The 25,695-nt window shown below is 70.1% G+C and carries 24 protein-coding genes; 12 read left to right on the plus strand and 12 right to left on the minus strand.

Annotated features, from left to right (window positions below):
• Positions 1-14: 14 nt before the first annotated feature.
• Complete coding sequence (alc, locus tag O3W51_RS12805) at positions 15-1,130, minus strand: allantoicase (RefSeq protein WP_269285798.1); 1,116 nt, start codon at positions 1,128-1,130, stop codon at positions 15-17.
• The gene (allB, locus tag O3W51_RS12810; protein ID WP_138357474.1) at positions 1,127-2,461 is read right to left on the minus strand and encodes an allantoinase AllB; all 1,335 of its coding nucleotides are present in this window, start codon (positions 2,459-2,461) and stop codon (positions 1,127-1,129) included. Before allB ends, alc begins: the two co-directional genes overlap by 4 nt.
• A 229-nt stretch (positions 2,462-2,690) precedes the next feature.
• On the opposite strand from allB, the gene O3W51_RS12815 reads away from it, so the two are divergent.
• Positions 2,691-3,464, plus strand: coding sequence for an IclR family transcriptional regulator (locus O3W51_RS12815; RefSeq protein WP_138357466.1), 774 nt, complete (start codon positions 2,691-2,693; stop codon positions 3,462-3,464).
• Here the strand turns inward: O3W51_RS12815 and O3W51_RS12820 are convergent.
• Together O3W51_RS12820 and O3W51_RS12825 are read right to left on the minus strand one after the other, a co-directional pair.
• The gene (locus O3W51_RS12820) at positions 3,423-3,791 is read right to left on the minus strand and encodes a DUF5955 family protein (RefSeq protein WP_381586169.1); all 369 of its coding nucleotides are present in this window, start codon (positions 3,789-3,791) and stop codon (positions 3,423-3,425) included. The two genes, O3W51_RS12815 and O3W51_RS12820, sit on opposite strands and share 42 nt — an antisense overlap.
• A gap of 206 nt (positions 3,792-3,997) precedes the next feature.
• Entirely contained in the window at positions 3,998-5,860 is a 1,863-nt protein-coding gene (locus O3W51_RS12825) for a serine/threonine-protein kinase (RefSeq protein WP_331284066.1), read from the minus strand.
• A 138-nt stretch (positions 5,861-5,998) separates the two neighbouring features.
• Here O3W51_RS12825 and O3W51_RS12830 point away from each other — a divergent pair, with 138 nt between their 5' ends.
• From O3W51_RS12830 to O3W51_RS12865, 8 genes are all read left to right on the plus strand, one after another.
• A complete protein-coding gene (locus tag O3W51_RS12830) occupies positions 5,999-6,679 on the plus strand; it encodes a nucleotidyltransferase family protein (protein ID WP_138357465.1) in 681 nt (226 codons plus the stop codon).
• Between the two features lie 127 nt (positions 6,680-6,806).
• Positions 6,807-8,426 (plus strand): malate synthase A, encoded by a 1,620-nt coding sequence (aceB, locus tag O3W51_RS12835; RefSeq protein WP_138357464.1) that lies wholly within the window; start codon positions 6,807-6,809, stop codon positions 8,424-8,426.
• 146 nt (positions 8,427-8,572) lie between these two features.
• Positions 8,573-8,875 carry an SCO5918 family protein gene (locus tag O3W51_RS12840; protein WP_232486157.1) on the plus strand — a complete coding sequence of 101 codons (303 nt, stop codon included), beginning with the start codon at positions 8,573-8,575 and terminating at the stop codon, positions 8,873-8,875.
• A gap of 162 nt (positions 8,876-9,037) precedes the next feature.
• Entirely contained in the window at positions 9,038-10,498 is a 1,461-nt protein-coding gene (locus O3W51_RS12845) for an endonuclease/exonuclease/phosphatase family protein (protein WP_138357463.1), read from the plus strand.
• Positions 10,495-12,492, plus strand: coding sequence for a phosphocholine-specific phospholipase C (locus O3W51_RS12850; protein ID WP_198359276.1), 1,998 nt, complete (start codon positions 10,495-10,497; stop codon positions 12,490-12,492). The genes O3W51_RS12845 and O3W51_RS12850 overlap by 4 nt, the downstream gene beginning before the upstream one ends.
• Before the next feature lie 96 nt (positions 12,493-12,588).
• The gene (locus O3W51_RS12855) at positions 12,589-13,077 is read left to right on the plus strand and encodes a GNAT family N-acetyltransferase (RefSeq protein ID WP_138357461.1); all 489 of its coding nucleotides are present in this window, start codon (positions 12,589-12,591) and stop codon (positions 13,075-13,077) included.
• Positions 13,078-13,079: 2 nt separating this feature from the next.
• Positions 13,080-13,895, plus strand: a complete 816-nt coding sequence (locus tag O3W51_RS12860) for a GNAT family N-acetyltransferase (RefSeq protein ID WP_138357460.1) — start codon at positions 13,080-13,082, stop codon at positions 13,893-13,895.
• Positions 13,896-14,001: 106 nt separating this feature from the next.
• The gene (locus O3W51_RS12865) at positions 14,002-15,498 is read left to right on the plus strand and encodes a peptide MFS transporter (RefSeq protein WP_269285807.1); all 1,497 of its coding nucleotides are present in this window, start codon (positions 14,002-14,004) and stop codon (positions 15,496-15,498) included.
• Positions 15,499-15,516: 18 nt separating this feature from the next.
• Here O3W51_RS12865 and O3W51_RS12870 read toward each other — a convergent pair whose 3' ends face one another.
• From O3W51_RS12870 to O3W51_RS12905, 8 genes are all read right to left on the minus strand, one after another.
• Positions 15,517-16,152 carry a TMEM175 family protein gene (locus O3W51_RS12870; RefSeq protein WP_138357458.1) on the minus strand — a complete coding sequence of 212 codons (636 nt, stop codon included), beginning with the start codon at positions 16,150-16,152 and terminating at the stop codon, positions 15,517-15,519.
• A gap of 90 nt (positions 16,153-16,242) precedes the next feature.
• Positions 16,243-17,667, minus strand: coding sequence for a nucleobase:cation symporter-2 family protein (locus O3W51_RS12875; protein ID WP_244809499.1), 1,425 nt, complete (start codon positions 17,665-17,667; stop codon positions 16,243-16,245).
• A 263-nt stretch (positions 17,668-17,930) separates the two neighbouring features.
• Positions 17,931-19,304, minus strand: a complete 1,374-nt coding sequence (locus O3W51_RS12880) for an 8-oxoguanine deaminase (RefSeq protein ID WP_138357457.1) — start codon at positions 19,302-19,304, stop codon at positions 17,931-17,933.
• 169 nt (positions 19,305-19,473) lie between these two features.
• Complete coding sequence (pucL, locus tag O3W51_RS12885; protein WP_138357456.1) at positions 19,474-20,397, minus strand: factor-independent urate hydroxylase; 924 nt, start codon at positions 20,395-20,397, stop codon at positions 19,474-19,476.
• Positions 20,398-20,404: 7 nt separating this feature from the next.
• Positions 20,405-20,791, minus strand: coding sequence for a hydroxyisourate hydrolase (gene uraH / locus O3W51_RS12890; protein ID WP_138357455.1), 387 nt, complete (start codon positions 20,789-20,791; stop codon positions 20,405-20,407).
• Positions 20,788-21,294 carry a 2-oxo-4-hydroxy-4-carboxy-5-ureidoimidazoline decarboxylase gene (uraD, locus tag O3W51_RS12895; RefSeq protein ID WP_138357454.1) on the minus strand — a complete coding sequence of 169 codons (507 nt, stop codon included), beginning with the start codon at positions 21,292-21,294 and terminating at the stop codon, positions 20,788-20,790. Before uraD ends, uraH begins: the two co-directional genes overlap by 4 nt.
• Positions 21,295-21,394: 100 nt before the next feature.
• Positions 21,395-21,715: a helix-turn-helix domain-containing protein gene (locus O3W51_RS12900; RefSeq protein ID WP_187145344.1), complete on the minus strand. Its 321-nt coding sequence runs from the start codon at positions 21,713-21,715 to the stop codon at positions 21,395-21,397.
• Between the two features lie 53 nt (positions 21,716-21,768).
• Positions 21,769-22,020, minus strand: a complete 252-nt coding sequence (locus O3W51_RS12905; protein WP_138357452.1) for a hypothetical protein — start codon at positions 22,018-22,020, stop codon at positions 21,769-21,771.
• Between the two features lie 122 nt (positions 22,021-22,142).
• On the opposite strand from O3W51_RS12905, the gene O3W51_RS12910 reads away from it, so the two are divergent.
• The 3 genes from O3W51_RS12910 (at position 22,143) to O3W51_RS12920 (ending at position 25,564) form a co-directional block, all read left to right on the plus strand.
• Positions 22,143-22,964, plus strand: a complete 822-nt coding sequence (locus tag O3W51_RS12910) for a TIM barrel protein (protein WP_138357451.1) — start codon at positions 22,143-22,145, stop codon at positions 22,962-22,964.
• Positions 22,965-22,982: 18 nt separating this feature from the next.
• Positions 22,983-23,879: a 2-hydroxy-3-oxopropionate reductase gene (locus O3W51_RS12915; RefSeq protein WP_138357450.1), complete on the plus strand. Its 897-nt coding sequence runs from the start codon at positions 22,983-22,985 to the stop codon at positions 23,877-23,879.
• Between the two features lie 227 nt (positions 23,880-24,106).
• Entirely contained in the window at positions 24,107-25,564 is a 1,458-nt protein-coding gene (locus O3W51_RS12920) for a catalase (protein ID WP_138357449.1), read from the plus strand.
• The last annotated feature ends 131 nt before the right edge of the window (positions 25,565-25,695 follow it).

Here is a 25,695-nt window from a genome sequence, read left to right on the forward strand (position 1 = left end):
CAGTCAGCCTGCGTTCAGCTGATTTCTTCGGTGCGGGTGGTGAGTTGTTCGGCTCCGCGGGTGGTCAGGGAGCCGTGCAGGCGCAGGCGGGAGATGCCGCCGTCGGGGAAGATGTCGATCCGCACCCGGGTGGCCGGGACCGGGTTCACCAGGAAACGGTGCACCGTGTCGGGCTGCAGCTTGGTCCGCGGCAGCAACTGCGTCCACTCATCCGAACCGTCGTCCTGCACGAACAACGCCGCCCAGCCCGCCGAGTTCCCCTTCAAATACGCGGTGTCGATCTCCACCGCACGAATCACACCCTGCGCCACCAACCGGTACTGCACCCAGTCATTGCCCTTGTCCCGGCGGCGGCGCGTCTCCCACCCGTCATCCATCTTCCGCGAACGCCCCGGCAGGATCGTGTTGACCGGCGAGGAGTAGAAACGGTCCGACGCGTCCTCGACCGTGCCGCCGTTCTCCAACGCCACCAGGTCGAACGTGCCCAGCTCCGCCAACCACCCCGGATCCGGCGCCACCTCCCCGTACACCCGCAGCCGGGCCACACCACCGTCCGGGTGCTGGTTGAGCCGCAGATGCGTGAACCGGCGATCCACCTCCACCGTGAACCCGTTCGCCGCATGACCACCCACCGGGGTCCGCGGCACGATCGTGGTCCACTCCACGCCCTCCGCCAGCAGATCCTGCGGCGACGCCGACAGTGCGTGCGCCGTCGCCTCGACCGACACCGACTGCGGGTAATTGCCGCGGAAGTGCGCGGTGTCCACGACGATCCCGCGGATCACACCCGGCGCGCCGAGCCGGATCAACGCCCAGTCGTGGTCCGCGTCGACCGGATGCGGGGCATCCGTACCGGTGCCCCGGCGGCGGCGGGTCTCCCAGCCGTCCATGATCTTGCCCTTGTGCCCGAAGTGCTCCGGATCGAAATGCGCCGGCTCCGGGATCAGCAGATTCTCCCGCTCCGCGAAGAACTCGTCATTCGCCGCGATCACCCCCGCACCCAACCGCCGATCCGCCAGATCCACCAGATCCGTGAACGGCAACTCCGCACGACGATAATCCCCATACGGATCACCCCCACCGAACGGCCGCGCATCACCGGTGAACGAAGTCGAGGACGTGGAGGTCATGCGGTCTCCCGGGTGATCAGACGGCCGGTGGGCTCGTTCGTGACGCCGTTCTCGGCGATCAGTTCGCCGCGCAGCCAGGTGCTGCGGACGACGCCGTGCAGGGTCTTGCCGGCGTAGGCGGTGATGCGGTTGCGGTGGTAGAGCTCGGCGGGGTCGACCGTGAAGGTTTCGTCCGGGGCGAGGACCGCGAAGTCGGCGTCGTAGCCGACCGCGATGGCGCCCTTGGTGGAGAGTCCGACGAGGGCGGCGGGCGCCTGGGACATCCAGCGGGCGACGTCGGCGACGCTGTGGCCGCGGCGGCGGGCCTCGGTCCAGATGGCCGGCAGGCCGAGCTGGAGCGAGGAGATGCCGCCCCAGGCGGCGGCGAAGTCGCCGGTCTCCTTGACCTTGAGCTCGATCGTGGACGGCGAGTGGTCGGAGACGATGCAGTCGATCGTGCCGTCGGCCAGGCCCTCCCAGAGGGCGTCCTGGTTGGCGGCCTCACGGATCGGCGGGCAGCACTTGAACTCGGTGGCGCCGTCCGGGACTTCCTCGGCGGTGAGGGTGAGGAAGTGCGGGCAGGTCTCGACGGTGAGCTTGACGCCCTCGCGCTTCGCCGCGGCGATGAGCGGCAGCGCGTCGCTGGACGACAGGTGCAGCACGTGCACCCGCGCCTTCAACCGCTTGGCGAGGGTGATGAGCCCTTCGATGGCGGCGTTCTCGGCGGCGCGCGGCCGGGAGGCGAGGAAGTCCGCGTAGTGCGGGCCGCCGCGCTGCGGGGCGCCGTCGATGAGCTGGGGGTCCTCGGCGTGGACGATCAGCAGACCGTCGAAGCGGGAGAGCTCCGTCAGCGCGTCCGCCAGCTCCTCCGGGGAGAGCTGCGGGAACTCGTCGACGCCGGAGTGCAGCAGGAAGCACTTGAAGCCGAAGACGCCGGCGTCGTGGAGGGGCTGGAGGTCCTTGACGTTGCCGGGGACGGCGCCGCCCCAGAAGCCGACGTCGGTGTGCACCTTGCCGCGCGCGGTGTCCTGCTTGACGGCGAGGTTCTCGACGGTCGTGGTGGGCGGGATGCTGTTGAGCGGCATGTCGACCAGCGTCGTGATGCCGCCGGCCGCGGCGGCGCGGGTGGCGGAGGCGAAGCCCTCCCACTCGGTGCGTCCGGGGTCGTTGATGTGCACATGGGTGTCGACCAGGCCCGGGAGCAGCGCGTCGTCGCCGAGGTCGACGAGCCGGGCGCCTTCCGGGACGTCGGCGTCGTACGCCCACACGGCGGCGATCGTGCCGCCGCTGACCGCGACCGCGGCCGGGCGCTCCCCCTCGGGCGTGACGACCCGAGTCGAGCGCAGGACCATTTCCACCACGTGCGGCCTCCAAATTTCAACGTTCTGTTGAACGAATGTGCAGGACAGGGCGGTGAACCGTCAAGGGCATGTAAGATTCCACAAAGCGGAATTCACATTTCGCCACAGCCTCCGTAGCTAGCTACAGGAGAAGGCCCGCAAGAGATCAATTGGCCGAGGTCGGCCGGTAGGCTTCCCCCCATCATCCACCGCTCGCCCAACCGCTCAGAGGAGATCGCACGTGTCGTCAGACCGCGCAGGAGGCGTTCAGTCGCTCGAACGTGCCTTCGACCTGCTGGAGCGGATGGCCGACGCGGGCGGCGAGGTCGGTCTGAGCGAGCTCTCCGCCAGCAGCGGGCTCCCGCTGCCCACCATCCACCGGCTGATGCGCACCCTCGTCGACTGCGGCTACGTACGGCAGCAGCCGAACCGCCGGTACGCGCTCGGCCCGCGGCTGATCCGGCTCGGCGAGAGCTCCGCCAAACTGCTCGGCACCTGGGCCCGCCCCTTCCTCGCCGAACTGGTCGAGACGACCGGCGAGACGGCGAACATGGCACTGCTCGACGGGGACGAGATCGTCTACGTCGCCCAGGTGCCGTCCCGCCACTCCATGCGGATGTTCACCGAGGTCGGACGCCGGGTGCTGCCGCACTCCACCGGCGTGGGCAAGGCGCTGCTGGCGCATGTGCCGCCGGACGAGGTCCGCGCGCTGCTCGCCCGTACCGGGATGCCCGCCGCGACCGAGAAGACGATCACCAACGCGGACGATTTCATAAGAGAGCTGGAGAAGATCCGCGAGGCCGGCTACGCGGTGGACGACAACGAGCAGGAGATCGGGGTCCGCTGCCTGGCGGTCACCGTCCCCGACTCCCCCGCCGCCGCGGCCATCTCGATCTCCGGGCCCGCGGGCCGGGTCACCGAGGTCGCCACGGAGAAGATCATCCCCATCCTGCAGGACATCGCCCGGCAGCTGTCACACGCCCTCGCCAGCGCCGGGGCCGGCACCAGCGCCTGACCCGAAGAGGTCGACGGCCCTGCGCAGCTCGGCCAGGGCCACCGCCAGCGCGCTCACCGACCCCAGCGCCGCCGCGACCAGCAGCAGCGAGTGCCGCATCCGGTCGATCTCCAGGATCCCGGCGTCCGCGGCATTGGCCAGCGCGCCCAGTTCGTCCTCGGCTATCGCTCGGTCCGGTAACTCCGACCGCAGGCCGGCCAGCTCCCGGCGCACCCGGGCGACCGACAGGCGCAGCGCCGTCACCCGGGGATCCTCCACGCCGGACGTGGCCCCCGCCCTGACGTCCGCGGCCGTACGTGCGGCCGCACCACAACTCTCATCGTTCACAGACCCCACCCCCCACCTCCCACACCTCGGCGAGCGCGCCCCCCAGCGCCCCCGCGCGCGCCCCGGAGCGGGTCCGGGGCGCGCTCAGTTAACGCGAACCGATGCGCGGGACGCCATACGGACGACGAAATCCGCGCCAACTTCCTTGTGCGGCAAGCGACTTGGCGACAATTCCGGTGGCGATCAGTTCCGCGGTCCGGCGGCGATCAGTTCCGCGGTACGACGGCGTTGCGCCAGACGGTCAGATCCACGGTGACGTATTCGCTGTCCGTGTGCTCCGACCCGAAACCCCGGATGGTCACCAGGCCGATGTGCCCCGACTCGGTCGTCACGCAGATCTTCGAACCCTTGGTAAGCGTCTCCTTCAGGATGCTCGTGGCGTACCGCGTGTTGGCGCGGCAGCCGGCCAGGGTCGCGGGTTCGCCGGGCATCACGAGCGCCAGGGTGTTCTTGCTGCTGTTGGTGGCGACGTGCGTGCCGGAGATGTGGTCCGGCGCGTAACCGAAGTCCCCCTCGTAGTTCACATCCGCCTTCTCCGGGCGCGGAGGCTCGTCGGCGAACGTCAACGTGTAGCCGCCGGGGATGTTGAGGCCGGTGTACGAGGCGGGCTTGGGATCCACCGGGGCCGAGCTCTGCCCGGTCTGGTTCCCGGTCGTGCCGCCGGTGGCGGACGGCGTCTTGGTGCTCTGGTTGCTCGACGACTTCTTGTCGTCCCCCTTGTTGATGGCCGAGTACACGGCGGAGCCGACCAGGAGCGCGACGATGACGCCCGCGACGACCAGACCCGTCCGCTTCTTCTTCTTCGGCGGCAGGGGCAGAAAGCCCCCGGGCCTGCCGGGGCCGTTGGTGGGCGGGTACGCGTAGCCGCCCATCGGGGGCCGGGGCTGCTGCGGGTGCTGCATCGGCTGCGCCTGCTGCGGGAACTGCTGCGGGTGGGCCTGTTGCGGGAGGCCGGGCTGCGGCTGGGCCTGCTGCGGGTGGACGGGCTGGTGGTTCACCGGCTGGGTCGGCGGGTGGAGCGGGGGCGCGGTCGGCGGCACCGCCTGCGTGGGCTGATAACCCGGCTGCGGGGTCGCCGGCGGAGCCGGCTGCGGGGCGGCGGGCTGGACCGGCTGCGGCGCCGGGGCGGCCGCCTGCGTCAGGTCGGCGGCGTACGACGGCGGCAGCCAGCCGTCCGGGCGGCGCAGCGCCGGGTCCTTGGACGCCTGGCCGCACATCGCGATGATCTGGGCGGTGGACGGCCGGAGGGTCGGGTCCTTGATGAGGCAGCGGGTGACGATCTCGCGCAGTTCGCCCGGCAGCTCGGACAGGTCCGGCTCCTCGTGCACGATCCGGTAGAGCACGCCGTGCGAGGGCCCGTCGCCGAAGGCGGCGCCGCCCATCGCCGCGAAGGCCGCGATCTGGCCCAGCGCGAAGATGTCGGTGGCCGGTGTGCAGCTCGTGCCGGCCGCCTGCTCCGGGGACATGAAGGCCGGGGTGCCGATGCTGACACCGGTGCTGGTGAGCGCGGTGGTGTCGGCGGCCCGCGCGATGCCGAAGTCGATGACGCGCGGTCCGTCGACGGCGAGCAGCACGTTGGACGGCTTGAGGTCCCGGTGCACGATGCCCGCGTGGTGGATCACCTGCAGCGCTTCGGCGATCCCGGCGATGAGCAGCAGCACGGTCGGCACCGGCATCGCGCCGTGGTCGGCGACCGCCGCGTGCAGCGAGGGCCCCGCCACATAGGCGGTGGCCAGCCACGGGTGCGGGCCCTCGGTGTCGCTGTCGATCACCGGCGCGGTGTAGAGGCCCTGCACGCGCTGGGCGGCCAGCACCTCCTGGCGGAACCGGCGGCGGAACTCGGGGTCCTCGGCGAACTCGGGGCGGATCACCTTGATCGCCACCGGCCGGCCGCCGGGCGTGTAGGAGAGGTAGACCTTGCCCATCCCGCCGGCGCCCAAGCGGGCGCTGAGCAGGTATCCGGCGACGGTCTTCGGGTCGTCGTCCGTCAGCGGCTGGAAGATCTCAGGATCCGGGGCCGAGGTGTCCGCCACGGTGGCGGGCACCGGGCCCTGCTGATGATTCGTCACGTCTGCCCCTTGGCCTGCGAATACCCGTCCCTTACGGCGCTGAGCCTATCGAAGCCCGCGCTCCGCCCGCCGCCGTGAGGCCAAACGCCCGATGTGCCCCTCTTCGCCTCCGGCCGCCGCGTCCTGTAGGGAGGAGGCATGAAACCCATCGCACCGAGCGATTCCGCCACTCTTCCCTCCATCGCCGGCCTGCTGCTCGCGGCCGGCGGCGGGCGGCGCCTGGGCGGCCGCCCGAAGGCGCTGCTGGAGTACGCGGGCCGCCCGCTGGTCGAGCACGCGCTGCGCGGGCTGCGCGAGGCGGGCTGCGGGCCGGTGCACATCGTGCTCGGTGCGGCGGCCGACGAGGTCCGCGAGCAGGCCGACCTGGCGGGCTGCGTCCTGGTCGACAACCCGGACTGGGCCGGCGGGATGGGCTCGTCGCTGCGCGCGGGCCTGCGGTCGCTGGCGGACACGGCGGAACAGCGGGCGGGCACCGGGGCGCAGGCGGTCGTCGTGGCGCTGGTGGACCAGCCGGGGATCGGTGCGGGGGCGGTCGCCCGGGTGATCAACGCGTACCGGGGCCCGGCGAGCCTGGCGGCGGCCTCGTACGGGGGACGGCGCGGCCATCCGGTGCTGTTCGGCGCGGACCGCTGGGCGGACATCGCGGACCTCGCGACCGGCGATCAGGGCGCCCGCGACTACCTGAAACGCCACCAGGAGGCGATCACCCTCGTCGAGTGCGGTGACATCGCCGACCCCGCCGATATCGACACCCCTGATGACCTGCACCTTCTGAAACCCGTGAGCGAGCCCGCTGCACCGCGTGCCACAAAACGTTGATCTTCCGCAATGCGGATACTATGCTCCACCTCGCAGAAGCGCCCGTATTCCGGTACGGCCCGGCACCCCGTGCCAGGGCACGACCCGGCGGCCGCCCGGCACCCTTTGTCCCCTAGAGGAGTCAGCCATGTCCGCAGCAGTGCCGTCCTCGGCGGCCGTCGTCGCAGACGACGCACCCCCCGTCCCCCGCGCGGAGGAGGTGCTGACGCAGCAGGCTCTGACCTTCATCGCCGAGCTGCACCGACGCTTCGCCCCGCGCCGAGCCGAGCTGCTCGCGCTCCGCAAGGAGCGCCGCACCGAGATCGCCCGTACCGGCACCCTGGACTTCCTCGCGGACACCGCACATGTCCGCGCGGGAGACTGGCAGGTGGCCCCGGCCCCGGCCGCGCTCAACGACCGCCGCGTCGAGATCACCGGTCCCACCGACCGCAAGATGACGATCAACGCGCTGAACTCCGGCGCCAAGGTCTGGCTCGCCGACTTCGAGGACGCCTCGGCTCCCACCTGGGAGAACGTCGTCGGCGGCCAGATCAACCTGATCGACGCCTATGAGCGCCGGATCGACTTCTCCACCGAACAGGGCAAGTCGTACGCGCTGAAGGACGAGGCCGAGTTGGCCACCGTCGTCATGCGCCCGCGCGGCTGGCACCTGGCGGAGCGGCACCTGACCGTCGACGGCGAGGCCGTCCCCGGCGCCTTCGTCGACTTCGGGCTGTACTTCTTCCACAACGCGACGCGGCTGATCGCCAAGGGCAAGGGTCCGTACTTCTACCTGCCCAAGACCGAGTCGCACCTCGAAGCGCGGCTGTGGAACGAGATCTTCGTCTTCTCGCAGGAGTACGTGGGCATCCCGCAGGGCACCGTCCGCGCGACCGTCCTCATCGAGACGATCACCGCCGCGTTCGAGATGGAGGAGATCCTCTACGAGCTGCGTGACCACGCCGCGGGCCTGAACGCCGGCCGCTGGGACTACCTCTTCTCCATCGTGAAGAACTTCCGCGACGGCGGCGAGAAGTTCGTCCTGCCGGACCGCAACGCGGTGACCATGACCGCGCCCTTCATGCGCGCGTACACCGAGCTGCTGGTGCGCACCTGCCACAAGCGCGGCGCGCACGCGATCGGCGGCATGGCCGCGTTCATCCCCTCGCGCCGTGACGCCGAGGTCAACAAGGTCGCCTTCGAGAAGGTCAAGGCCGACAAGGACCGCGAGGCCGGCGACGGCTTCGACGGCTCCTGGGTCGCCCACCCCGACCTGGTGCCGATCGCCCGCGCCTCCTTCGACGCGGTCCTCGGCGACCGGCCGAACCAGAAGGAGCGGCTGCGCGAGGACGTCCACGTCACCGCCGACCAGCTGCTGGCCATCGACTCGCTGGACGCGAAGCCGACCTATGACGGCCTGGTGAGCGCGGTCCAGGTCGGCACCCGCTACATCGAGGCGTGGCTGCGCGGCCTGGGCGCCGTCGCCATCTTCAACCTGATGGAGGACGCGGCCACCGCGGAGATCTCCCGCTCGCAGATCTGGCAGTGGATCAACGCGGGCGTCGTGTTCGAGAACGGCGAGAAGGCCACCCACGACCTGGTCCAGCGCGTCGCCGCGCAGGAGCTGGCCGCGATCCGTGCCGAGGTCGGCGACGAGGCGTTCGCCGCGGGCAAGTGGACCGAGGCGCACGACCTGCTGCTGCGGACCGCGCTCGACGAGGAGTACGTCGACTTCCTCACCCTCCCGGCCTACGAACTGCTGGGCTGACACCCGTCCCGCACCCGTTCACACGCCCGAGCGGGCCCCGGTCCACAGGGCCGGGGCCCGCTTCGTTATCCCGGGGAGCTGTGCCATCGTGCCGGTATGTGACAACGTGGGAGTACCTGTTACGTCCCTTCTGCCCTTGCTGAGGCATGATGATCCGCTGCACCATCGCTGGAGTCTCCTTCTATCTGCAGGCAAGCGAGGTGGAGCAGAAGATGAGCGGGATCAAGCCCGAACCCATCACCGGCGAGTCTGTGAAGATCGGAAATCGCATCTACCCCGTCAAGCAGGTGGGGGCGATTATCACCCGGCAGGACCCGCGTGATTTCAGCGCTGCCCAGATGGTCCGCGCCCTGGAGAAGCTCGAGTTCAAGTGCTTCCCGAAGCCCGCTCCCGCTCCGCCCGCGGAGGTTCCGGACGTCCTGCCGCAATCCCCTCCGTACTGGACCTGACGTCACCGGCGCGAGTTCTGCGGGTCGTCCTTCCCCGGACATCCGGAGTTCTTGACGCGTGTGCCGCGGGCCGACTGAATAGCCCAAGTTGTTCAGCCAACTTGTGCAGCCCGGTCGGCCCGTGAGGCTGGCGTGCCCACCGGGCGGAGAGGAACCTCCCCCGTGCCACCCAGTACTCTCGCCCTCACCTCCCCCGCCGCCCCCTATGAGGGCGACCGCCTCACGTTCCACTGGGCCACCGACACGCCGGACGCCAAGAACTGGGTCGGCGTCTACGACGGCGCCCGTCAGCCCGGCACCGGCTCCTCGATCGTGTGGAAGTACACACCCGGTGCGTCCGGTGATGTCGTGCTCGACACCTCGACCCTGACCGGCGGCCCCTACACCGCGTATCTGCTGGCCAAGGACGGCTACGGCATCCTGGCGCAGACCGCCGCCTTCTCCTTCCGCCCCAAGCCTGCCGCCCCGCGCCCGCACGCCGTCGTCGACGGGCTCACCACCGGGCCCGTCACCGCCGGCGGCGCGGTCTCCGTCAAACTCGCCGGACTGTGGACACGGCCGGCGGGCACCCCCGCCGGAAGTGCCGTGTTCAGCCGGACGGGCGGCGACTCCTGGCTCTCCGTCAGCGCCGCCGGTGTCGTCACCGGCACCGCGCCGGCCTCCGCCCCCGCGCGGCCCGGCGTGCTGACCGTCGCCGTAAAGGACAGCGCCGGCGGCTCCGACACCCTCACCGTGCAGGTCCCGGTGCGCGCCGCCGCGGCCGCCCAGCGGCTGAAGGTGGCGTCCTGGAACCTGTGGGACGCGGGCACGCACATCGACGGAGCGCTGGAGAAGCAGCTGCGCACCGTCCTCACCCAGGGCCTGGACGTCGTGGCCCTGCAGGAGACCGGCGGCACCGCCGCCAAGGCGCTCGCGGACGCGCTGGGCTGGTTCTCGTACCAGTCCCCCGGCAGCCTCGGTGTCGTCAGCCGCTATCCGCTGGGCACCGTGACGGCTCCCACCACCGCCCTCCCGGCCGCCGGGGTGGCCATACAACTCGCCGCGGGCCGCACCGTACGGCTGTGGGCCGCGCAGCTCGACGAGAACGGCTACGGCCCCTACGCGGCGCAGGACGGCAGAACCGCCGCGCAGATCGAAGCCGCGGAACAGGCGAGTGTCCGTTTCCAGCAGGCGCAGGCGCTGGCCGCCGCGATGAAGGCCGATCTGGCCTCCGGAACCCCGGTGGTGCTGGCCGCCGGGCTCGCCTCGCCGTCGCACCTGGACTGGACGGCCGCCACCCGCGCGGCGCACAGCGGGGTGGGGCCGGTCAACTGGCCGGTCACCGTGGCCCTCAAGCAGGCCGGCCTCATCGACGCCTTCCGGTCCGCGCACCCCGATCCGCTGGCGTCGCCCGGCAACACGTGGTCGCCGGTGCGCAAGGTGCGCGGCAGCGGCCAGGAGCCGCAGGACCGTATCGACCAGGTCCAGTTCGCCGGCCCGCTGACCCTCCTCGAGGCGCACACCCTGGTGACCGGCTGGCCGCAGCCCGCACCCGGCACCGCCGGCAACGGCTGGCCGTCCGACTGCGCCGCCGCCGTCGCCACCTTCACCCTGGCCACCCCGACCCCAGGAGCACACCGATGACCCCGCTGAGCCGCCGCTCCTTCGTCGGAGCCACCGCCGCCGCGGGCGCGGCCGCCGCCACCGTCGGGCTGCCCGGCGCCACCGGGACGGCCGCCGCCGCGGCGCCCGTGACCGGTACCGCCGGAGCCACAGCCGCGGCCACTGGCACTCCGGCCGACGTCAAGCACGTGGTGATCCTCATGCAGGAGAACCGCAGCTTCGACCACTACTTCGGCGCGATGAAGGGGGTGCGCGGCTTCGACGACAAGCAGGGGCTGCTCTTCCCGGGCGGCGACTCCGTCTTCCGCCAGCCCGACCCTGGCCGCACCGACGGCAACGTGATGCTGCCCTTCCGGATGGACAGCACCAAGTACAACGCCCAGAACGCGGGCGGTCTCGCCCACGACTGGAGCACCAGCCACCAGGCCATCAACGGCGGCGCCATGAACAAGTGGGTCGCCGCCAAGGGCGAGCGCTCGATGGGCTACTTCACCCGCGAGGACCTCCCCTACCAGTACGCCCTCGCCGACGCGTTCACCTTGTGCGACGCGTATTTCTGTTCCATGGCCGGGCCCACCGACCCCAACCGCCTCTACCTGTGGTCGGGTACGGCGGGCCCCGGCAAGGACGGCACCACCGGCCCGTGGATCGACAACACCCCGCTGCCCGAGAACCCGGTCGCGGACTGGACGACGTACGCCGAGCGGCTCTCCGCGCACGCGGTGAGCTGGCGCGTCTACCACAACCCGAGTCTCGACGAGCGGTACGGCGACTACGACGACAACGCGCTCGCCTACTTCTCGCAGTTCCACAAGTTCGCGACGGACGACGCCCGCTACATCAACGCGATGACCAAGTGGGACCTGACCGCCTTCGACCAGCACTGCAAGGACGGCACCCTGCCGACCGTCTCCTGGCTCGTCGCGCCCTACCTGTTCTGCGAACACCCGGACGCCAGCCCCGACTACGGCGCGCACTACGTCAACACCGCGCTGCAGTCGCTGATGTCGAACCCCGCGGTGTGGAAGAACACCGTCTTCCTCGTGATGTACGACGAGAACGACGGCTACTTCGACCACGTCATCCCGCCGACCCCGGAGACCGGCACGGCCGAGGAGTTCGCCCAGGGGCGCCCGATCGGTCTCGGCAACCGGGTGCCGCTGTGGGCGGCCTCGCCCTGGTCGCGCGGCGGGTACGTCAACTCGCAGGTCTTCGACCACACGTCCGTGCTGCGGTTCCTCGAAGTCGTCACCGGCGTCCAGGAGCCGAACATCTCCGCCTGGCGGCGCTCCGTCTGCGGCGACCTGACGAGCTGCTTCGACTTCGCCAACCCGGACTACTCGATACCGGCGCTGCCGGACACCGTCGCGCTGATGGCCAAGGCGGACGCCAACAAGTCGCTGCCCGCGGTGAAACTGCCCGCCACGGGCGCGCAGAGCATGCCGTCCCAGGAGCCGGGAACGCGCCCGCACCGGCCGCTGCCCTACCACCCCTGGGCGGACGCCACGGTCGACCGCGCCACCGGCAAGGTCGTCTGCACCCTGTCCAACACCGGCACCACGGGCTTCCACTACACGGTCTACCCCAACATCGAGCTGGCGTTCTCCGGCACGCCGTTCACCGTCGCGCCCGGCGCCACCGCCACGTACACCTGGGACGCGTCGCAGACCGACGGCCGCTACGACTTCACCGTGCACGGCGCCGACGGCTTCGTCCGCCGCTTCGCGGGCACCGTCGTCCCGGCCGGCCAGGACGATGTGGCGGTCCCCGCCGTACGGGCCACGCTGCGGGGAACCTCCCTCGCGCTGAAACTCTCCAACGCCGGTAAGGAGCCGGTCCTGTTCACCGTCGCCCCGAACGACTTCGGCGGCGCCGTCAGGACCGCCTGGGTGGACCCGGGCCACTGCGGTGAGATCCTCTGGCCCACCAGCGGCGGCCGCTACGACATCACCGCCACAGCAGGCACCGGCACCCGCTTCGCCCAGCGCTACGCGGGGACGGTGCACCCGGTCTGACCTCGGACGCGACAGCCGGGGCGACAACGGGAAGCGACAGTGGGGCGGCCGAAACCGAGTGGCGTTTCGGCCGCCCCTCGTCGCATGATGTCCGTCATGCTCATCCGAGATGTGACTCCTGACGACTGGCCCGCGATCTGGCCGTTCCTGCAAGGCATCGTGGCCCGGGGTGACACGTTCACCTATCCCCGCGATCTGGACGAGGCCACCGCGCGCGACATGTGGATGCTCCAGGCACCCTCGCGCACGGTGGTCGCCGTCAGCGAGGACGGGACGGTGCTCGGCACGGCGAAGATGAACCGCAACCACATGGGCGGCTCCGCCCACATCTCCAGCGCGAGCTTCATGGTCGCCCCCGAGCACACCGGGCACGGCACCGGCCGGGCGCTGGCCGAGGAGGCGCTCCGTTGGGCGCGCGCCGAGGGGTACCGCGGGATGCAGTTCAACGCGGTCGTCGCGTCGAACGTCCGGGCCGTGGGGCTGTACGAGTCGCTCGGCTTCGAGGTCCTGGGCACGGTCCCGGAGGGCTTCCTGCATCCGGACGAGGGCTATGTCGGACTCCACATCATGTACCGGGGGTTGTGACCATGACGATCGACGAACGCGCCGTCGCGTACCGCGACACCTACAACGAGCAGCTCCGGGCGCGCGGGGTGACGCGCGAGAGGGCGGAACGGTCCGGCCCCGTGGTCCGGCAGCTCCTGGCCGGGCACGGCGGGCTCATCACCTACCGCGACCTCGGCGGGCTGGAGGGCGGTGAGCTCGACACGTTCATCGCCGCGCAGCGCGACCATTTCGCCGCGCTGGGCGAGGAGGTGGAGTGGAAGTACCACGGCCACGACCTGCCCGCCGACCTCCCGGAGCGCCTGACGGCCGCCGGGTTCACCGCCGGGGAACGGGAGACGGTACTGGTGGGCGAGGCCGCCCAGCTGGCCGCCGAGCCGGTGCCGCCGCAGGGCGTGACGCTGCGCGAGATCACCTCCCGCGCGGATCTGGAGCGGATGCGGGTCATGGAGGAAGCGGTCTGGGGCTACGACCACAGCTGGCTGCCGGACGTCCTGGAGCGGGAGTTGAACGGCGAGGGCGACCCGTGTGTCGTGGTGGTCGCCGAGGCGGGGGACGAGGTCGTCTCCGCGGCCTGGATGCGACTGCACCCCGGTACGGAGTTCGCGTCGCTGTGGGGCGGCTCCACCCTCGCCGCCTGGCGCGGCCGGGGCATCTACCGCGCACTCGTCGCCCACCGCGCCCGGCTCGCCGTGGCGCAGGGGGTGCGCTACCTCCAGGTCGACGCGACCGACGACAGCCGCCCGATCCTGGCCCGGCTGGGTCTGCTGCCGGTCACCACCACGACGCCGTACGTCTGGAAGCCCGCAGCGGAGCCGCAGGAGAGTCCCGCCGGCTGACTCCGGGACTGCTGAAACGTTCTTGAGCCGTCCCCGATAGCGCCCTGGGAACCTCACCGGACACACTGGCCGCGCCCCCGCCCGGCCCTGCCCCGGAGGAGGTCCCATGGCGGCTCCCACCACGACGGCCACTGCGGGAGAGGAGACCGCCGGGCCTCTCGGCGGCACTTTCCTGGGAAGGCCCCGCTGGTTCACCACGCTCTTCGGCCTGGACATGTGGGAGCGCTTCAGCTTCTACGGGATGGCCGCGATCCTCTTCCTCTACGCCTCGGCCACCAAGGCCGAAGGCGGTCTCGGCCTGTCCGAGGACACCGCCACCGCGCTGTTCGGCGTCTATCTGGCGTCGGTCTTCCTCGCCTCGGTCCCCGGTGGCTGGCTGGGCGACCGGATCCTCGGCGCGCGCCGGGCCACGCTGTACGGCGGTGTCCTCATCGCCCTCGGCCACTGCTCGATGGCGCTGCCCGCGGTGCCGTCCGTCTACGTCGGCATGGCCCTGATCGCCGCCGGCACCGGGCTGCTCAAGCCGAACCTGGCCACGGTGCTGGCCGCCTGCTACGCCCGTGACTCGCGGGCCGAACGGGATGCCGGATTCGCGATCTTCTACATGAGCATCCAGGTCAGCGCGGTCGCCGCGCCCATCGTGTGCGGCGCGCTCGGCGAGTCCGTCGACTGGCACCTGGGCTTCGGCGCCGCAGCCGTCGGGATGATCCTCGGACTGGCCCAGTTCCTGCGCGGCACCAAGTACTTCGGGGAGATAGGGCAGCGACCGGAGAGGCCCGCGAGTGCGGAGGAGTGGCGCCGGGTGAAGCGGCGCACCGCCGCCGCCCTGACGGTGCTGACCGTGCTGTACGGCGCGGACGCCGCCGCCGGCACCTTCGATCTGCGCCATGTGCTGGCACTGGGCGGGCTGTTGTCCATCGTCCTGCCGGTGGTCTGCTTCCGCCGGCTGCTGCGCAATCCGGTGGTGACGGCGCAGGAGCGGGAGCGGATCCGGTCCTACATCTGGCTGTTCCTGTCGGCCGCGTTCTTCTGGATGCTCTACATCCAGGGCGGCACCGTGCTCAGCCTGTTCGCGAAGGTCGGCACGGACCGGACGATCGGCGGCTTCACGGTGCCGGCCAGCTGGTTCCAGGCGGTGGTGCCGCTGTTCATCCTCGCCGCCGCACCGGTCTCCGCCTGGCTGTGGGTCCGGCTGGGCGACCGGCTCGGCGCACCCGCCAAGTTCGGCATCGGGCTGGGGCTGATGGGCCTGAGCCTGCTGCTGATGGCACTGGCGACGGTGGTCGGCTCCGACGGCCATCTGGTGTCGCCGCTGTGGCTGATCGTGGCGTACGCACTACAGGCGTGCGGCGAGGTGGCGCTCGCCCCGGTGGGCATGAGCGTCACCACCGAGGTGGCGCCCAGGACCTTCGTCAGCCAGATGATCGGCCTCTTCTGGCTCGCGGCGGCCCTCGGCGCGGGCGTCGGCGGGCACGCCGTGCAGCTGTCCAAGACCAGCACTCCGGGCGCGGTTTACTACCTGGCGCTGGGCATCCCGGCGCTGCTCGCCGGCGCCGCGCTCATCCTCGGCAGCCGGCGGCTCCGCGCCCGCCTGGGGGTATGACGGCCGGCCGGGGCCGGCTCACCCGTCGGTCCCGGCCGGTTCCGGCGCCTGCCCGCGGGTCGGCACCGGCACCTGGTTGAAGGCGTAGTAGATGGCCAGCAGCCCGTGCACGGCCAGGGTGAGCGGTGCCGAGACAAAGGCCAGTCCGACGGCGATCGGGTAGACGACCGAACCGACCGCGAACCGCATCCTGGTGGCGCGGGCGGCCGCCACGTCGACCCGCTCGTCGAAGAGATGGCCGCGCTTGGTCAGATACCACCACATCGCCTGGAAGGTGAGGGCGTACGCGACCATGAAGCCGCTGTAGACGACGGCGGCGGCATGGGACGCGGCGTCACCGCCCCGCAGGTACTCGGCCATCAGGGCGGCGGGCCAGGGCAGCGCCGCGACGCACATCAGCATCAGCAGATTGAGGAAGAGCAGCACCCGGTCCACCCGGGCGATGAAGCCGAAGACCGTGTGGTGGTTGACCCACATGATGCCGATGACCAGGAATGTCACCGCGTAGGCGGCGTACGACGGCCACATCTCGCCGAGTGCGGACCACAGGTGGTCCCCCGCGTGCGGCGGGACCTTGATCTCCAGGACCAGCAGCGTGATCGCGATGGCGAACACACCGTCGCTGAACGCCTCGACCCGACCCGACTCATTCATTCCCGTCCCCCTCCGTGTGCCGTGACCGGCACATCCTGACACGCGGAGGGGCGGCCCGGGATCAAGCTGCCCCTCCGTTCGCGCAGAGCGTCAGTGAACGGGCAACGCCCTTGCTGCGTCGGCCTGTTGATCACCGACACCGGAATCGGCACCGGCGCCGTTCCCCTCGCCCGGGGCTTCCGCGCCGGGCTTGCGGCCCAGGTGGTTGAAGGCGAGGTTGAGGACGACCGCGACCAGGCATCCGGTGCTGATGCCGGAGTCGAGGATGATCTTCAGGTGGTCGTTGAAGTGCTCGTAGAAGGTGTTCGAGACGACCGGGATGACGCCGACGCCGACCGACGTGGCGACGATGAGCAGGTTGTTGCCGTCGGAGAGGTCCGCCTCGGTGAGGGTCTTGATGCCGCTGGCCGCGACCGAGCCGAAGAGCACGATGCCGGCGCCGCCCAGCACCGGCTGCGGCACCAGGGCGATCACGGAGGCCAGCGCGGGACACAGGCCGAGCAGGATGAGGATGCCGCCCGCCGCCGCGACGACGAAGCGGCTGCGGACCTTGGTGATCGCGACGAGGCCGATGTTCTGCGCGAAGGCGCTGGCCATGAAGCCGTTGAAGACCGGGCTGAGGGCCGAGCCGAGCGCGTCGGCGCGGATGCCGGCGGCGAGCATCTTCTCGTCGGCCGGCTTGTCCACGATCTTGCCGAGGGCCAGGATGTCGGCGGTCGACTCCGTCATGCAGACCAGCATGACCACGCACATGGAGATGATCGCCGCGATCTGGAACTCGGGCGCTCCGAAGTGGAACGGATCGGGGAAGCCGACCAGTCCCGCGTCCTTGATGGGGCTGAAGTCCGACTTGCCCAACGGAATGGCGAGCAGGGTGCCCAGCACCAGGCCGATGAGGATGACGATCTGCTGCAGGAAGCCGGTGAGCACCCGGCGCAGCACCAGGACGATGGCGAGCGTCGCGCCGGCGAGCGCGATGTTGGACACCGACGCGTAGCCGGGTGCGCCGGGCACCCCGCCCTGCGACCAGTTGATGGCGACCGGGAGCAGGGAGAGCCCGATCAGGGTGATCACCGAGCCGGTGACGACCGGCGGGAAGAAGCGGACGAGTTTGCAGAAGTAGGGGGCGAGGACGAACCCCAGCACTCCCGCGACGATCACCGCTCCGTAAATGACGGGCAGCGCGTGGCCGGGCGCCGCCGACTTGCCGATGGCGAGCATCGGGGCCACTCCGGCGAACGAGACGCCGTTGACGAAGGGCAGCCGGGCGCCGATCTTCCAGATGCCGAGGGTCTGCAGCAGGGTGGCGAGGCCCGCGGTGAAGAGGCTGGCCCCCATGAGGAAGGTGATGTCGGCGGTGGAGAGTCCTATGCCCGCGCCGACGACAAGGGGCGGCGCCACCACCCCCGCGTACATGGCGGCCACGTGCTGCAGGCCGCTGGTGATGAGCTTGCCCGGGGGCAAGGACTGGTCCACGGGATGTACCGAATCCGGTGCCACGGATTGAGCGACCACGGTTCCTCCTGTCGGTTACGCGATGTGCGCACTGCGGGTTTCAGGGAGGTGCATGTACGGGCCTTGCCATCAAGCGGAGGGGTATGTACAGCGGTTCTTCGTCAATGTGCGGATATGTGCGGGTACACAAAACGCCGCCCCCGGGGATCCGGGACCGACCGTGGTCCACGGGCCGGGGGCGGCGCTGCCGGGTCCGCGCGAACGCGGGACCGGCGGCCGGTCAGGGGCCGTCCCTCCCTGACCGGTTGCTCTGGGGGTGGGGTCTAGACGAGGCCGGCGATCTTGGCCAGGCGCTGGGCCTGGACGCGGGTGAGACGCGCGATGGCGTCCTCGTCGACCGTGGTGAGGTGGTTGTTCTCCACCACCGGCTTGCCGTTGATCAGCGACAGGGTGACCGGGGCGGCCGCTCCCATCACCAGCGCGGCGACCGGGTCGGCGATGGACGAGTGGCCGATGCCGTCGAGCTTCCACAGCACGAGGTCGGCGAGCTTGCCGGCCTCGATGGAGCCGATCTGGTCGGCGCGGCCGAGGACCTGCGCACCGCCGTACGTGCCCAGGCGCAGCGCCTGGCGGGCGTTGAGCGCCTTCTCGCCGCCACCGAGGCGGTTGATGAGAAGCGCGTTGCGCAGTTCGGTGTGCAGCTCGCCGGACTCGTTGGAGGCGGTGCCGTCCACGCCGAGGCCGACCGGCACGCCCGAGGCGAGCATGTCCGGGACGCGGGCGATACCGGCCGCGAGGCGGGCGTTGGAGGAGGGGCAGTGCGCGACGCCGGTCTTCGTGCGGGCGAACGCGGCGATGTCGGAGTCGTTCATGTGGACGCAGTGCGCCATCCACACGTCGTCGCCGAGCCAGCCGGTGGACTCGAAGTAGTCCGTCGGGCCCATGCCGAAGAGTTCGTGGCAGAACTTCTCCTCCTCGACCGTCTCCGAGCCGTGCGTGTGCAGGCGGACGCCCTTGCGGCGGGCGAGCAGCGCGCCCTCGCGCATCAGGTCGGTGGAGACGGAGAAGGGGGAGCACGGTGCGACGGCGATGTGCAGCATCGAGTCGAACGAGGCGTCGTGGTGGGTGTCGATGGCCTCTTCGGTCGCGGCCAGCGCGCCTTCGAGGGTCTCGACCGCGAAGTCCGGCGGCAGGCCGCCGGCCGACTTGCCGCGGTCCATGGAGCCGCGGGCGGCGGTGAAGCGGACGCCCATCTCCTTGGCGGCGCGGATCTCGGCGCCCAGCAGGTCGCCCGAGCCCTTGGGGAAGACGTAGTGGTGGTCCATCGCGGTGGTCACACCGCCGCGGGCCATCATCGCCAGGGAGCCCTGGGCGGCCGCGTAGACCATCTCCTCGTCGATCCGCGCCCAGGTCGGGTACAGCTCGACGAGCCAGTTGAAGAGGTTGCTGTCCTGGGCGAGACCCCGGGTGAGCCACTGGTAGAAGTGGTGGTGGGTGTTGACCAGGCCCGGGGTGACCAGATGGCCGGTGCCGTCGACACGGCGGACGACGTTCTCCAGTCCCTGGGGGGCAGCGCCGGCGCCTACCGACTCGATGCGGTTGCCCGCGATGACGACATGACCCGAGGCGTACTCGGTGTCGTTCGCGTCCACGGTGGCGATAGCGCAGTTCTCGATGACGATGCGCGGTGCTGCCATGGCAGTTCCTCGTGCTTCCTTCTCGATGGACGAACCCGGGGGTCGAGCGGGGTGACGACCGGGTCCGCAGTGCTTCCTTGCGCAGATGCCCCCGCTCTCCCCCGGGTACCCGCATCGGAATGCGGGGACCGTGACGCCGGCGCGCGCGTCGGGGGACAAGGCAGAAGTACTACAGGTTGGTGAGGTCCACCGGGATGCGGGCCTCGACACCGTCACGGAGGACGGTGCCCTCGATCAGGCCGTAGGGCCGGTCCGCGGCGAAGTACACCTCGTTGTCGTTCTTCAGGCCGAACGGTTCGAGGTCCACCAGGAAGTGGTGGCTGTTCGGGAGCGAGAAGCGGATCTCGTCGATCTCCGAACGGCTGTTGATGATGCGCGCGCCCATCTGGTACAGCGTCTGCTGGAGCGAGAGGCTGTAGGTCTCGGCGAACGCCTGGAGCATGTGCTTGCGCGCCTGCTCGTAGGACTTCTCCCAGTTGGGCATGCGCTCGTCGTCGGTGGTCCAGTTGTAGCGCCACTTCGCCGACACCTCGGTGCACAGGATGCGGTCGTACGCTTCCTTGAGGGTCGTGTACTTGTCCTTGACGAACCCCCAGAACTCCGAGTTGGTGGAGTTCATGACCTTGAGGTCCTTCAGGCCGGAGATGACCTCCCACTTCTCACCGTCGTAGGTGATCTGGGTGGTGCGGAGCTCCTGGTTGGTGCGTGCGAAGGAGTGGTTGACCTCGTCGGCACCGATGAAGCGGGAGTTGCCGTCGGAGGACGCGATGCGCTCCCAGCTGTACTCCTCGATCCGGATCCGGGCGATCTGGATCGGCTCCTGGCTGGTCACGAAGTGGCGGGCCAGGTGGATGCCGAACTGCTCGGCCGACTCGATCCCGTACTCCTTCGCGAAGGCGTACACGGTGTTCTTGGTCGTGTCGGTCGGCAGCACGTTGGCGTTGCTGCCGGAGTAGTGCACATCGTCCATGTCGCCGGAGAGGGCGACCGAGACGTTGAGGTCCTTGATGTGGTGGGTGTCGCCGTCCCGCGTGATCTTGACGACGCGGTTTTCCGCTTTGCCGTACTGGTTCTGGCCGAGAATCGTGGGCATGACGGTGCTAGCTCCCTCGGTATACGGAGTAGCCGAACGGGTTGAGCAGCAGCGGTACGTGGTAGTGCTCACCCGGCTTGACGGCGAAAGTGATCGCCACCTCCGGGAAGAAAGCGCCGCTGTCCCTTACGCGGGGGGCGTCCTGCTGTGCCTCGGCTGAGATTTTTTGAGTCGTGAAGTACTGCTCGACCGCGAAGTCGAGCCGTACGTGTGTGGTGCCTTCCGGCAGGGCCGGCAGATCCTTGCAGCGGCCGTCGGCGTCCGTCTTGGACTCACCGTGCGGCGCCCAGAGGTCGTCGATGCCGTTGCGCACCGACAGTTCCACGGGGACGCCCTCGGCGGGGCGGCCGATGCTGGTGTCCAGGATGTGCGTGGACACGGAGGTCTCCGTCACGACGGGTCTCCTTCTGCTGCGAGTCGGGTCAGCCGGATACGGTTGATCTTGCCCAGTTCGGCGCGGACGATCTCACGTTCGGTGTCCGTGTCGTTGCCGATCCGCTCCTTGAGGGCGGCCAGCATCTGGTCACCGGTGCGTCCGGTGGCGCAGATCAGGAAGACATGTCCGTGGGCGTCCTGGTACGCGAGGTTCAGCTCCAGGAGCTCTTCGCGTACCGATTCCTGGACGCCGGCCTGCTCCCGCTCGGAGGTCGGGTCGCCCGGCTTGGGGCGGCCGATCGGCGGGTGTCCGGCCATCGCCTCACCGAGGTCGTCGGCGGTCAGTCCGGCCATGGCCGCGTCGCTCGCCGCGAAGAGTGCGTCGAGGTCCTGGTACGGCCGGCCGGCGATCACCGCCGCGCCCCACGACCGGCTGGCGCACACCTCGTGCAGCAGTCCGGCCGCGTCGGACGCGGTGGCTGAGTTGAGCCGGGCGAGGCCCGGCGAAGCGCTGGAAGTCACAGCCGCAAGCTAAGAGCCGGGATCCGGCCACGTCAACACTTTGTTGAAAACTTCCGGTAACAAAGGTGGCCGGGACGTTACGGCTGCGGTCGCCCGGCGATCACTCGGCGGCCTTCGCCGCGTTCTCCCTGTTGAGGTAGTTGTAGACGGTGAAGCGGCTCACGCCCAGGGCGGTGGCGACCGTTTCGACCCCGTGCCGCACGGAAAACGCGCCGCGCTCCTCCAGGATCCGGACGACGCCCTGCTTGTCCTTCCGGTCCAGCTCGGACAGCGTGCCGTGCCGGCGCTGGAGGTCGGCCAGGATGTGATCGAGCGAATCGGCCAGATGGGGCAACCGGACGGCGAGCACCTCCTCGCCCTCCCAACTGAGCACCACATCGTCGCCTCGCGCCTGATCCGGCGCGACCATCTCGGCTCCCATCGCGTCCACCAGCGGCTTGACCGCCTCGGCGAACGGGTGCCCCCCGGTCCCGGTCACTGATCACCCTCCCCGATGACGTTCACCTGAAGCGAGACCCGGGTGGCGCCCGCGGCGAGGGTGCGCCGCAGCAGCTCGGCCACCGCGGCCACCACCGCCTCGGGTGAGCCCTCGGCGGTGTTGCCGAACGGTCCGACGTCCACCGCGTCCAGGTCCGCCGTCTCGACGACCTCGCGGGCGACCAGCGCATGGCCGGGAGCCTCGTCCAGGTCGAACGGTTCCGTCGTGAATTCCAGCCTCAGTTTCACGGGCCCAACCTAACCGGTCGGCCTCATGTGGCGACATCCGCACTTGACAGCCGGCGTCCGGTTCGTTCAGTCTTCCGTTAAGCAGAAACTAACTTCCGCAATACGGAAGGAGCGCAACGCTAGTGAGCCTCTCCGAAGCGCGCTTCGATGTGAACCTCTCGATCCTCTTCACGGAACTCCCGCTCCTGGAGCGTCCCGCGGCAGCCGCCGCGGCCGGCTTCTCGGCGGTCGAGCTGTGGTGGCCCTGGATCGAAACACCCACCCCCGCCCAGGCCGAACTCGACGCACTGCGCAACGCGCTGAACGACGCCGGCACCCAGCTGGTGGGCCTGAACTTCTACGCCGGGCAGCTGCCGGGCCCCGACCGGGGCGCGCTGTCGATCCCCGGCGAGGAGTCGGACCGCTTCCGCGCGAACATCGAGGTCGCCGCGGAATTCGCCCGGTCGCTCGGGTGCAAGGCGCTCAATGCGCTCTACGGTAACCGGGTCGAGGGCGTCGACCCCGAGGTCCAGGACGCCCTGGCCCTGGAGAACCTGGTGCGGGCGGCCCGTGCCGCCGACCGGGTCGGCGCGATCCTCCTCGTGGAGGCGCTCAACAAGCCCGAGTCGCCGCTGTGCCCGATCGTCAGCGCACCGCGGGCGATCGAGGTCGTCGACCAGGTCAACGCGGCCACCGGACTCGGCAACGCCAAGTTCCTGATGGACCTGTACCACCTGTCGATGAACGGCGAGGACCTCAACGAGGTCATCGACCGCTACGCCGACAGGACCGGCCATGTGCAGATCGCCGACAACCCGGGCCGCGGCGCTCCGGGCACCGGCACCCTGCCGCTGGACGACCTCGTGGGCCGCCTGCAGAAGGCCGGCTACGACGGCTGGGTCGGCCTCGAGTACAAGCCCACCGGCCCGAGTGCCGACAACTTCCAGTGGCTCTCCGCCCACTGATCCGAAAGGTCACAGATCATGAGCTCCCTCCCCAAGATCGCATGGATCGGCCTCGGCATCATGGGCTCCCCCATGGCCGAGAACCTGGTCAAGGCGGGCTACTCCGTCACCGGCTACACCCTTGAGCAGGACAAGCTGGACCGCCTGGCGGCCAACGGCGGCACCGCCGCGGGCTCCATCGCCGAGGCCGTCAAGGACGCCGACGTCATCATCACGATGGTGCCCGCCTCCCCGCAGGTCGAGGCGATCGCCTACGGCGAGAACGGCATCCTGGAGAACGCGAAGTCCGGCGCGCTCCTGATCGACACCTCCTCGATCACCCCGCAGACCTCCGTGGACCTGGCGAAGGCCGCGGCCGCCAAGGGGATCCGCGTACTGGACGCCCCGGTCTCCGGCGGCGAGGCCGGTGCCATCGAGGCCGTACTGTCGATCATGGTCGGTGGCGAGAAGGCCGACTTCGACGTCGCCAAGCCGATCCTCGACAAGCTCGGCAAGACGATCGTCCTGTGCGGCCCGCACGGCTCCGGCCAGACGGTCAAGGCCGCCAACCAGCTCATCGTCGCGGTCAACATCCAGGCGTGCGCCGAGGCCGTGGTCTTCCTGGAGAAGTCCGGCGTGGACCTGGAAGCCGCCCTGGAGGTCCTCAACGGCGGTCTGGCCGGTTCCACCGTGCTGACCCGTAAGAAGGACAACTTCCTCAAGCGCGACTTCGCCCCGGGCTTCCGGATCGACCTGCACCACAAGGACATGGGCATCGTCACCGACGCCGCCCGCAATGTCGGTGCGGCCCTGCCCGTCGGCTCCGTCGTCGCCAACCTGGTCGCCTCGCTGCGCGCCCAGGGTGACGGCGGCCTGGACCACTCGGCGCTGCTGCGCGGTGTCGAGCGGCTGTCCGGCCTGCCCGTCACCAGCTGACGATCCCCCGCCCGGCTCCGGCCGGCGCGCGAGGCTCCGCCTCGCCCCCGATTCCGCCCGGCGGTGCGTGACCTGTCCTGTCGCGCCCAAACGCACCGCCGGGCGGCACCAAACCTTGCATCACCAGGAACTTCAACAAACTGTTGACATTCCTCGGGGCCGGTCCTTACTGTCCGGTCTACCGACCCACACGCTTTCGCTTCCCTTGGTAGTTACGGAAGGCCGCCATGCCCAAGCACACGCTGACAACTGAGTCCGGCGCACCAGTCGCCGACAACCAGAACTCCGCCTCCGCCGGCCTCGGCGGCCCTCTGCTGATCCAGGACCAGCAGCTCATCGAGAAGCTGGCCCGCTTCAACCGTGAGCGCATCCCGGAGCGCGTGGTGCACGCCCGCGGCTCCGGCGCGTACGGCTACTTCGAGGTCACCGACGACGTCACCGGCTTCACCCGCGCCGACTTCCTCAACACGGTCGGCAAGCGCACCGAGACGTTCATCCGCTTCTCGACCGTCGCGGACAGCCTCGGCGGCGCCGACGCGGTGCGTGACCCCCGCGGCTTCGCGCTGAAGTTCTACACCGAAGAGGGCAACTACGACCTCGTCGGCAACAACACCCCGGTGTTCTTCATCAAGGACCCGATCAAGTTCCCGGACTTCATCCACTCGCAGAAGCGCGACCCGTTCACGGGCATCCAGGAAGCCGACAACGTCTGGGACTTCTGGTCGCACTCCCCCGAGGCGACCCACCAGATCACCTGGCTCTTCGGCGACCGCGGCATCCCGGCCTCGTACCGGCACATGAACGGCTACGGCTCGCACACGTACCAGTGGACGAACGCGCAGGGCGAGGCGTTCTTCGTCAAGTACCACTTCAAGACGAACCAGGGTGTGCGCTCGCTCTCCTCGGAGCAGGCCGCCGAGCAGGTCGGCGCGGACGCCAACAGCCACCAGCGCGACCTCGTGCAGGCCATCGAGCGCGGGGTGAACCCGTCCTGGACGCTGCACGTGCAGATCATGCCGGCGGCCGAGGCGGCGGAGTACCGCTTCAACCCGTTCGACGTCACCAAGGTGTGGCCGCACTCGGACTACCCGCTGCAGCGCGTGGGCCGGCTGGTACTGGACCGGAACCCGGACAACGTGTTCCAGGAGGTCGAGCAGGCCGCGTTCTCCCCGAACAACTTCGTGCCCGGCATCGGCCCGTCCCCGGACAAGATGCTGCAGGGCCGGCTCTTCGCCTACGCCGACGCGCAGCGCTACCGCCTGGGTGTCAACCACACCTTGCTGCCGGTCAACGCGCCGAAGGCGACCGAGGCCGTCAACTACGGCCGGGACGGCCTGGCGGCCACCCGCAACGGCAAGCGCGGTCTGAAGAACTACGAGCCCAACTCGTACGAGGGCCCGTCGCAGACCGACCTGGCGCTGTCCGCCCCGCAGGCGGTGTCCGGCTACACCGGCACCCACGAGGCGCCGCTGCACGTCAAGGACGACCACTTCTTCCAGGCCGGCGAGCTGTACCGGCTCATGTCGGAGGACGAGAAGTCCCGTCTGATCGCCAACATCGCCGGGTTCCTCTCGCAGGTCACCCGCGATGACGTGATCGAACGCAACCTGGCCCACTTCCACGCCGCGGACACCGAGTACGGTGCGCGCCTGGAAGAGTCGGTCCGCGCACTGCGCGAGGGCTGACCCAAGAACTGGCCCGCGCCGCCGTGAACTTCTGAGGGGTAGGTCACGGCAGCGCGGGCTACAGGTTCCGCCCGGCGACGCGACGACTGTCCTGTCGCGCCAACTGCGTCGCCGGGCGGCTCCAATCTCCT

Origin of the sequence: Streptomyces sp. H39-C1, from assembly GCF_027158125.1 — a bacterium.
Taxonomy (GTDB): domain Bacteria; phylum Actinomycetota; class Actinomycetes; order Streptomycetales; family Streptomycetaceae; genus Actinacidiphila; species Actinacidiphila fildesensis.

Coding starts and splice junctions, on each gene's coding strand:
- alc (WP_269285798.1), bottom strand. CDS start 1,130: ATGACCTCCACGTCCTCGACTTCGTTCACCGGTGATGCGCGGCCGTTC.
- allB (WP_138357474.1), bottom strand. CDS start 2,461: ATGGTCCTGCGCTCGACTCGGGTCGTCACGCCCGAGGGGGAGCGCCCG.
- O3W51_RS12830 (WP_138357465.1), top strand. CDS start 5,999: ATGAAACCCATCGCACCGAGCGATTCCGCCACTCTTCCCTCCATCGCC.
- aceB (WP_138357464.1), top strand. CDS start 6,807: ATGTCCGCAGCAGTGCCGTCCTCGGCGGCCGTCGTCGCAGACGACGCA.
- O3W51_RS12840 (WP_232486157.1), top strand. CDS start 8,573: ATGATGATCCGCTGCACCATCGCTGGAGTCTCCTTCTATCTGCAGGCA.
- O3W51_RS12850 (WP_198359276.1), top strand. CDS start 10,495: ATGACCCCGCTGAGCCGCCGCTCCTTCGTCGGAGCCACCGCCGCCGCG.
- O3W51_RS12855 (WP_138357461.1), top strand. CDS start 12,589: ATGCTCATCCGAGATGTGACTCCTGACGACTGGCCCGCGATCTGGCCG.
- O3W51_RS12860 (WP_138357460.1), top strand. CDS start 13,080: ATGACGATCGACGAACGCGCCGTCGCGTACCGCGACACCTACAACGAG.
- O3W51_RS12865 (WP_269285807.1), top strand. CDS start 14,002: ATGGCGGCTCCCACCACGACGGCCACTGCGGGAGAGGAGACCGCCGGG.
- O3W51_RS12870 (WP_138357458.1), bottom strand. CDS start 16,152: ATGAATGAGTCGGGTCGGGTCGAGGCGTTCAGCGACGGTGTGTTCGCC.
- O3W51_RS12880 (WP_138357457.1), bottom strand. CDS start 19,304: ATGGCAGCACCGCGCATCGTCATCGAGAACTGCGCTATCGCCACCGTG.
- pucL (WP_138357456.1), bottom strand. CDS start 20,397: ATGCCCACGATTCTCGGCCAGAACCAGTACGGCAAAGCGGAAAACCGC.
- O3W51_RS12900 (WP_187145344.1), bottom strand. CDS start 21,715: ATGGGAGCCGAGATGGTCGCGCCGGATCAGGCGCGAGGCGACGATGTG.
- O3W51_RS12915 (WP_138357450.1), top strand. CDS start 22,983: ATGAGCTCCCTCCCCAAGATCGCATGGATCGGCCTCGGCATCATGGGC.
- O3W51_RS12920 (WP_138357449.1), top strand. CDS start 24,107: ATGCCCAAGCACACGCTGACAACTGAGTCCGGCGCACCAGTCGCCGAC.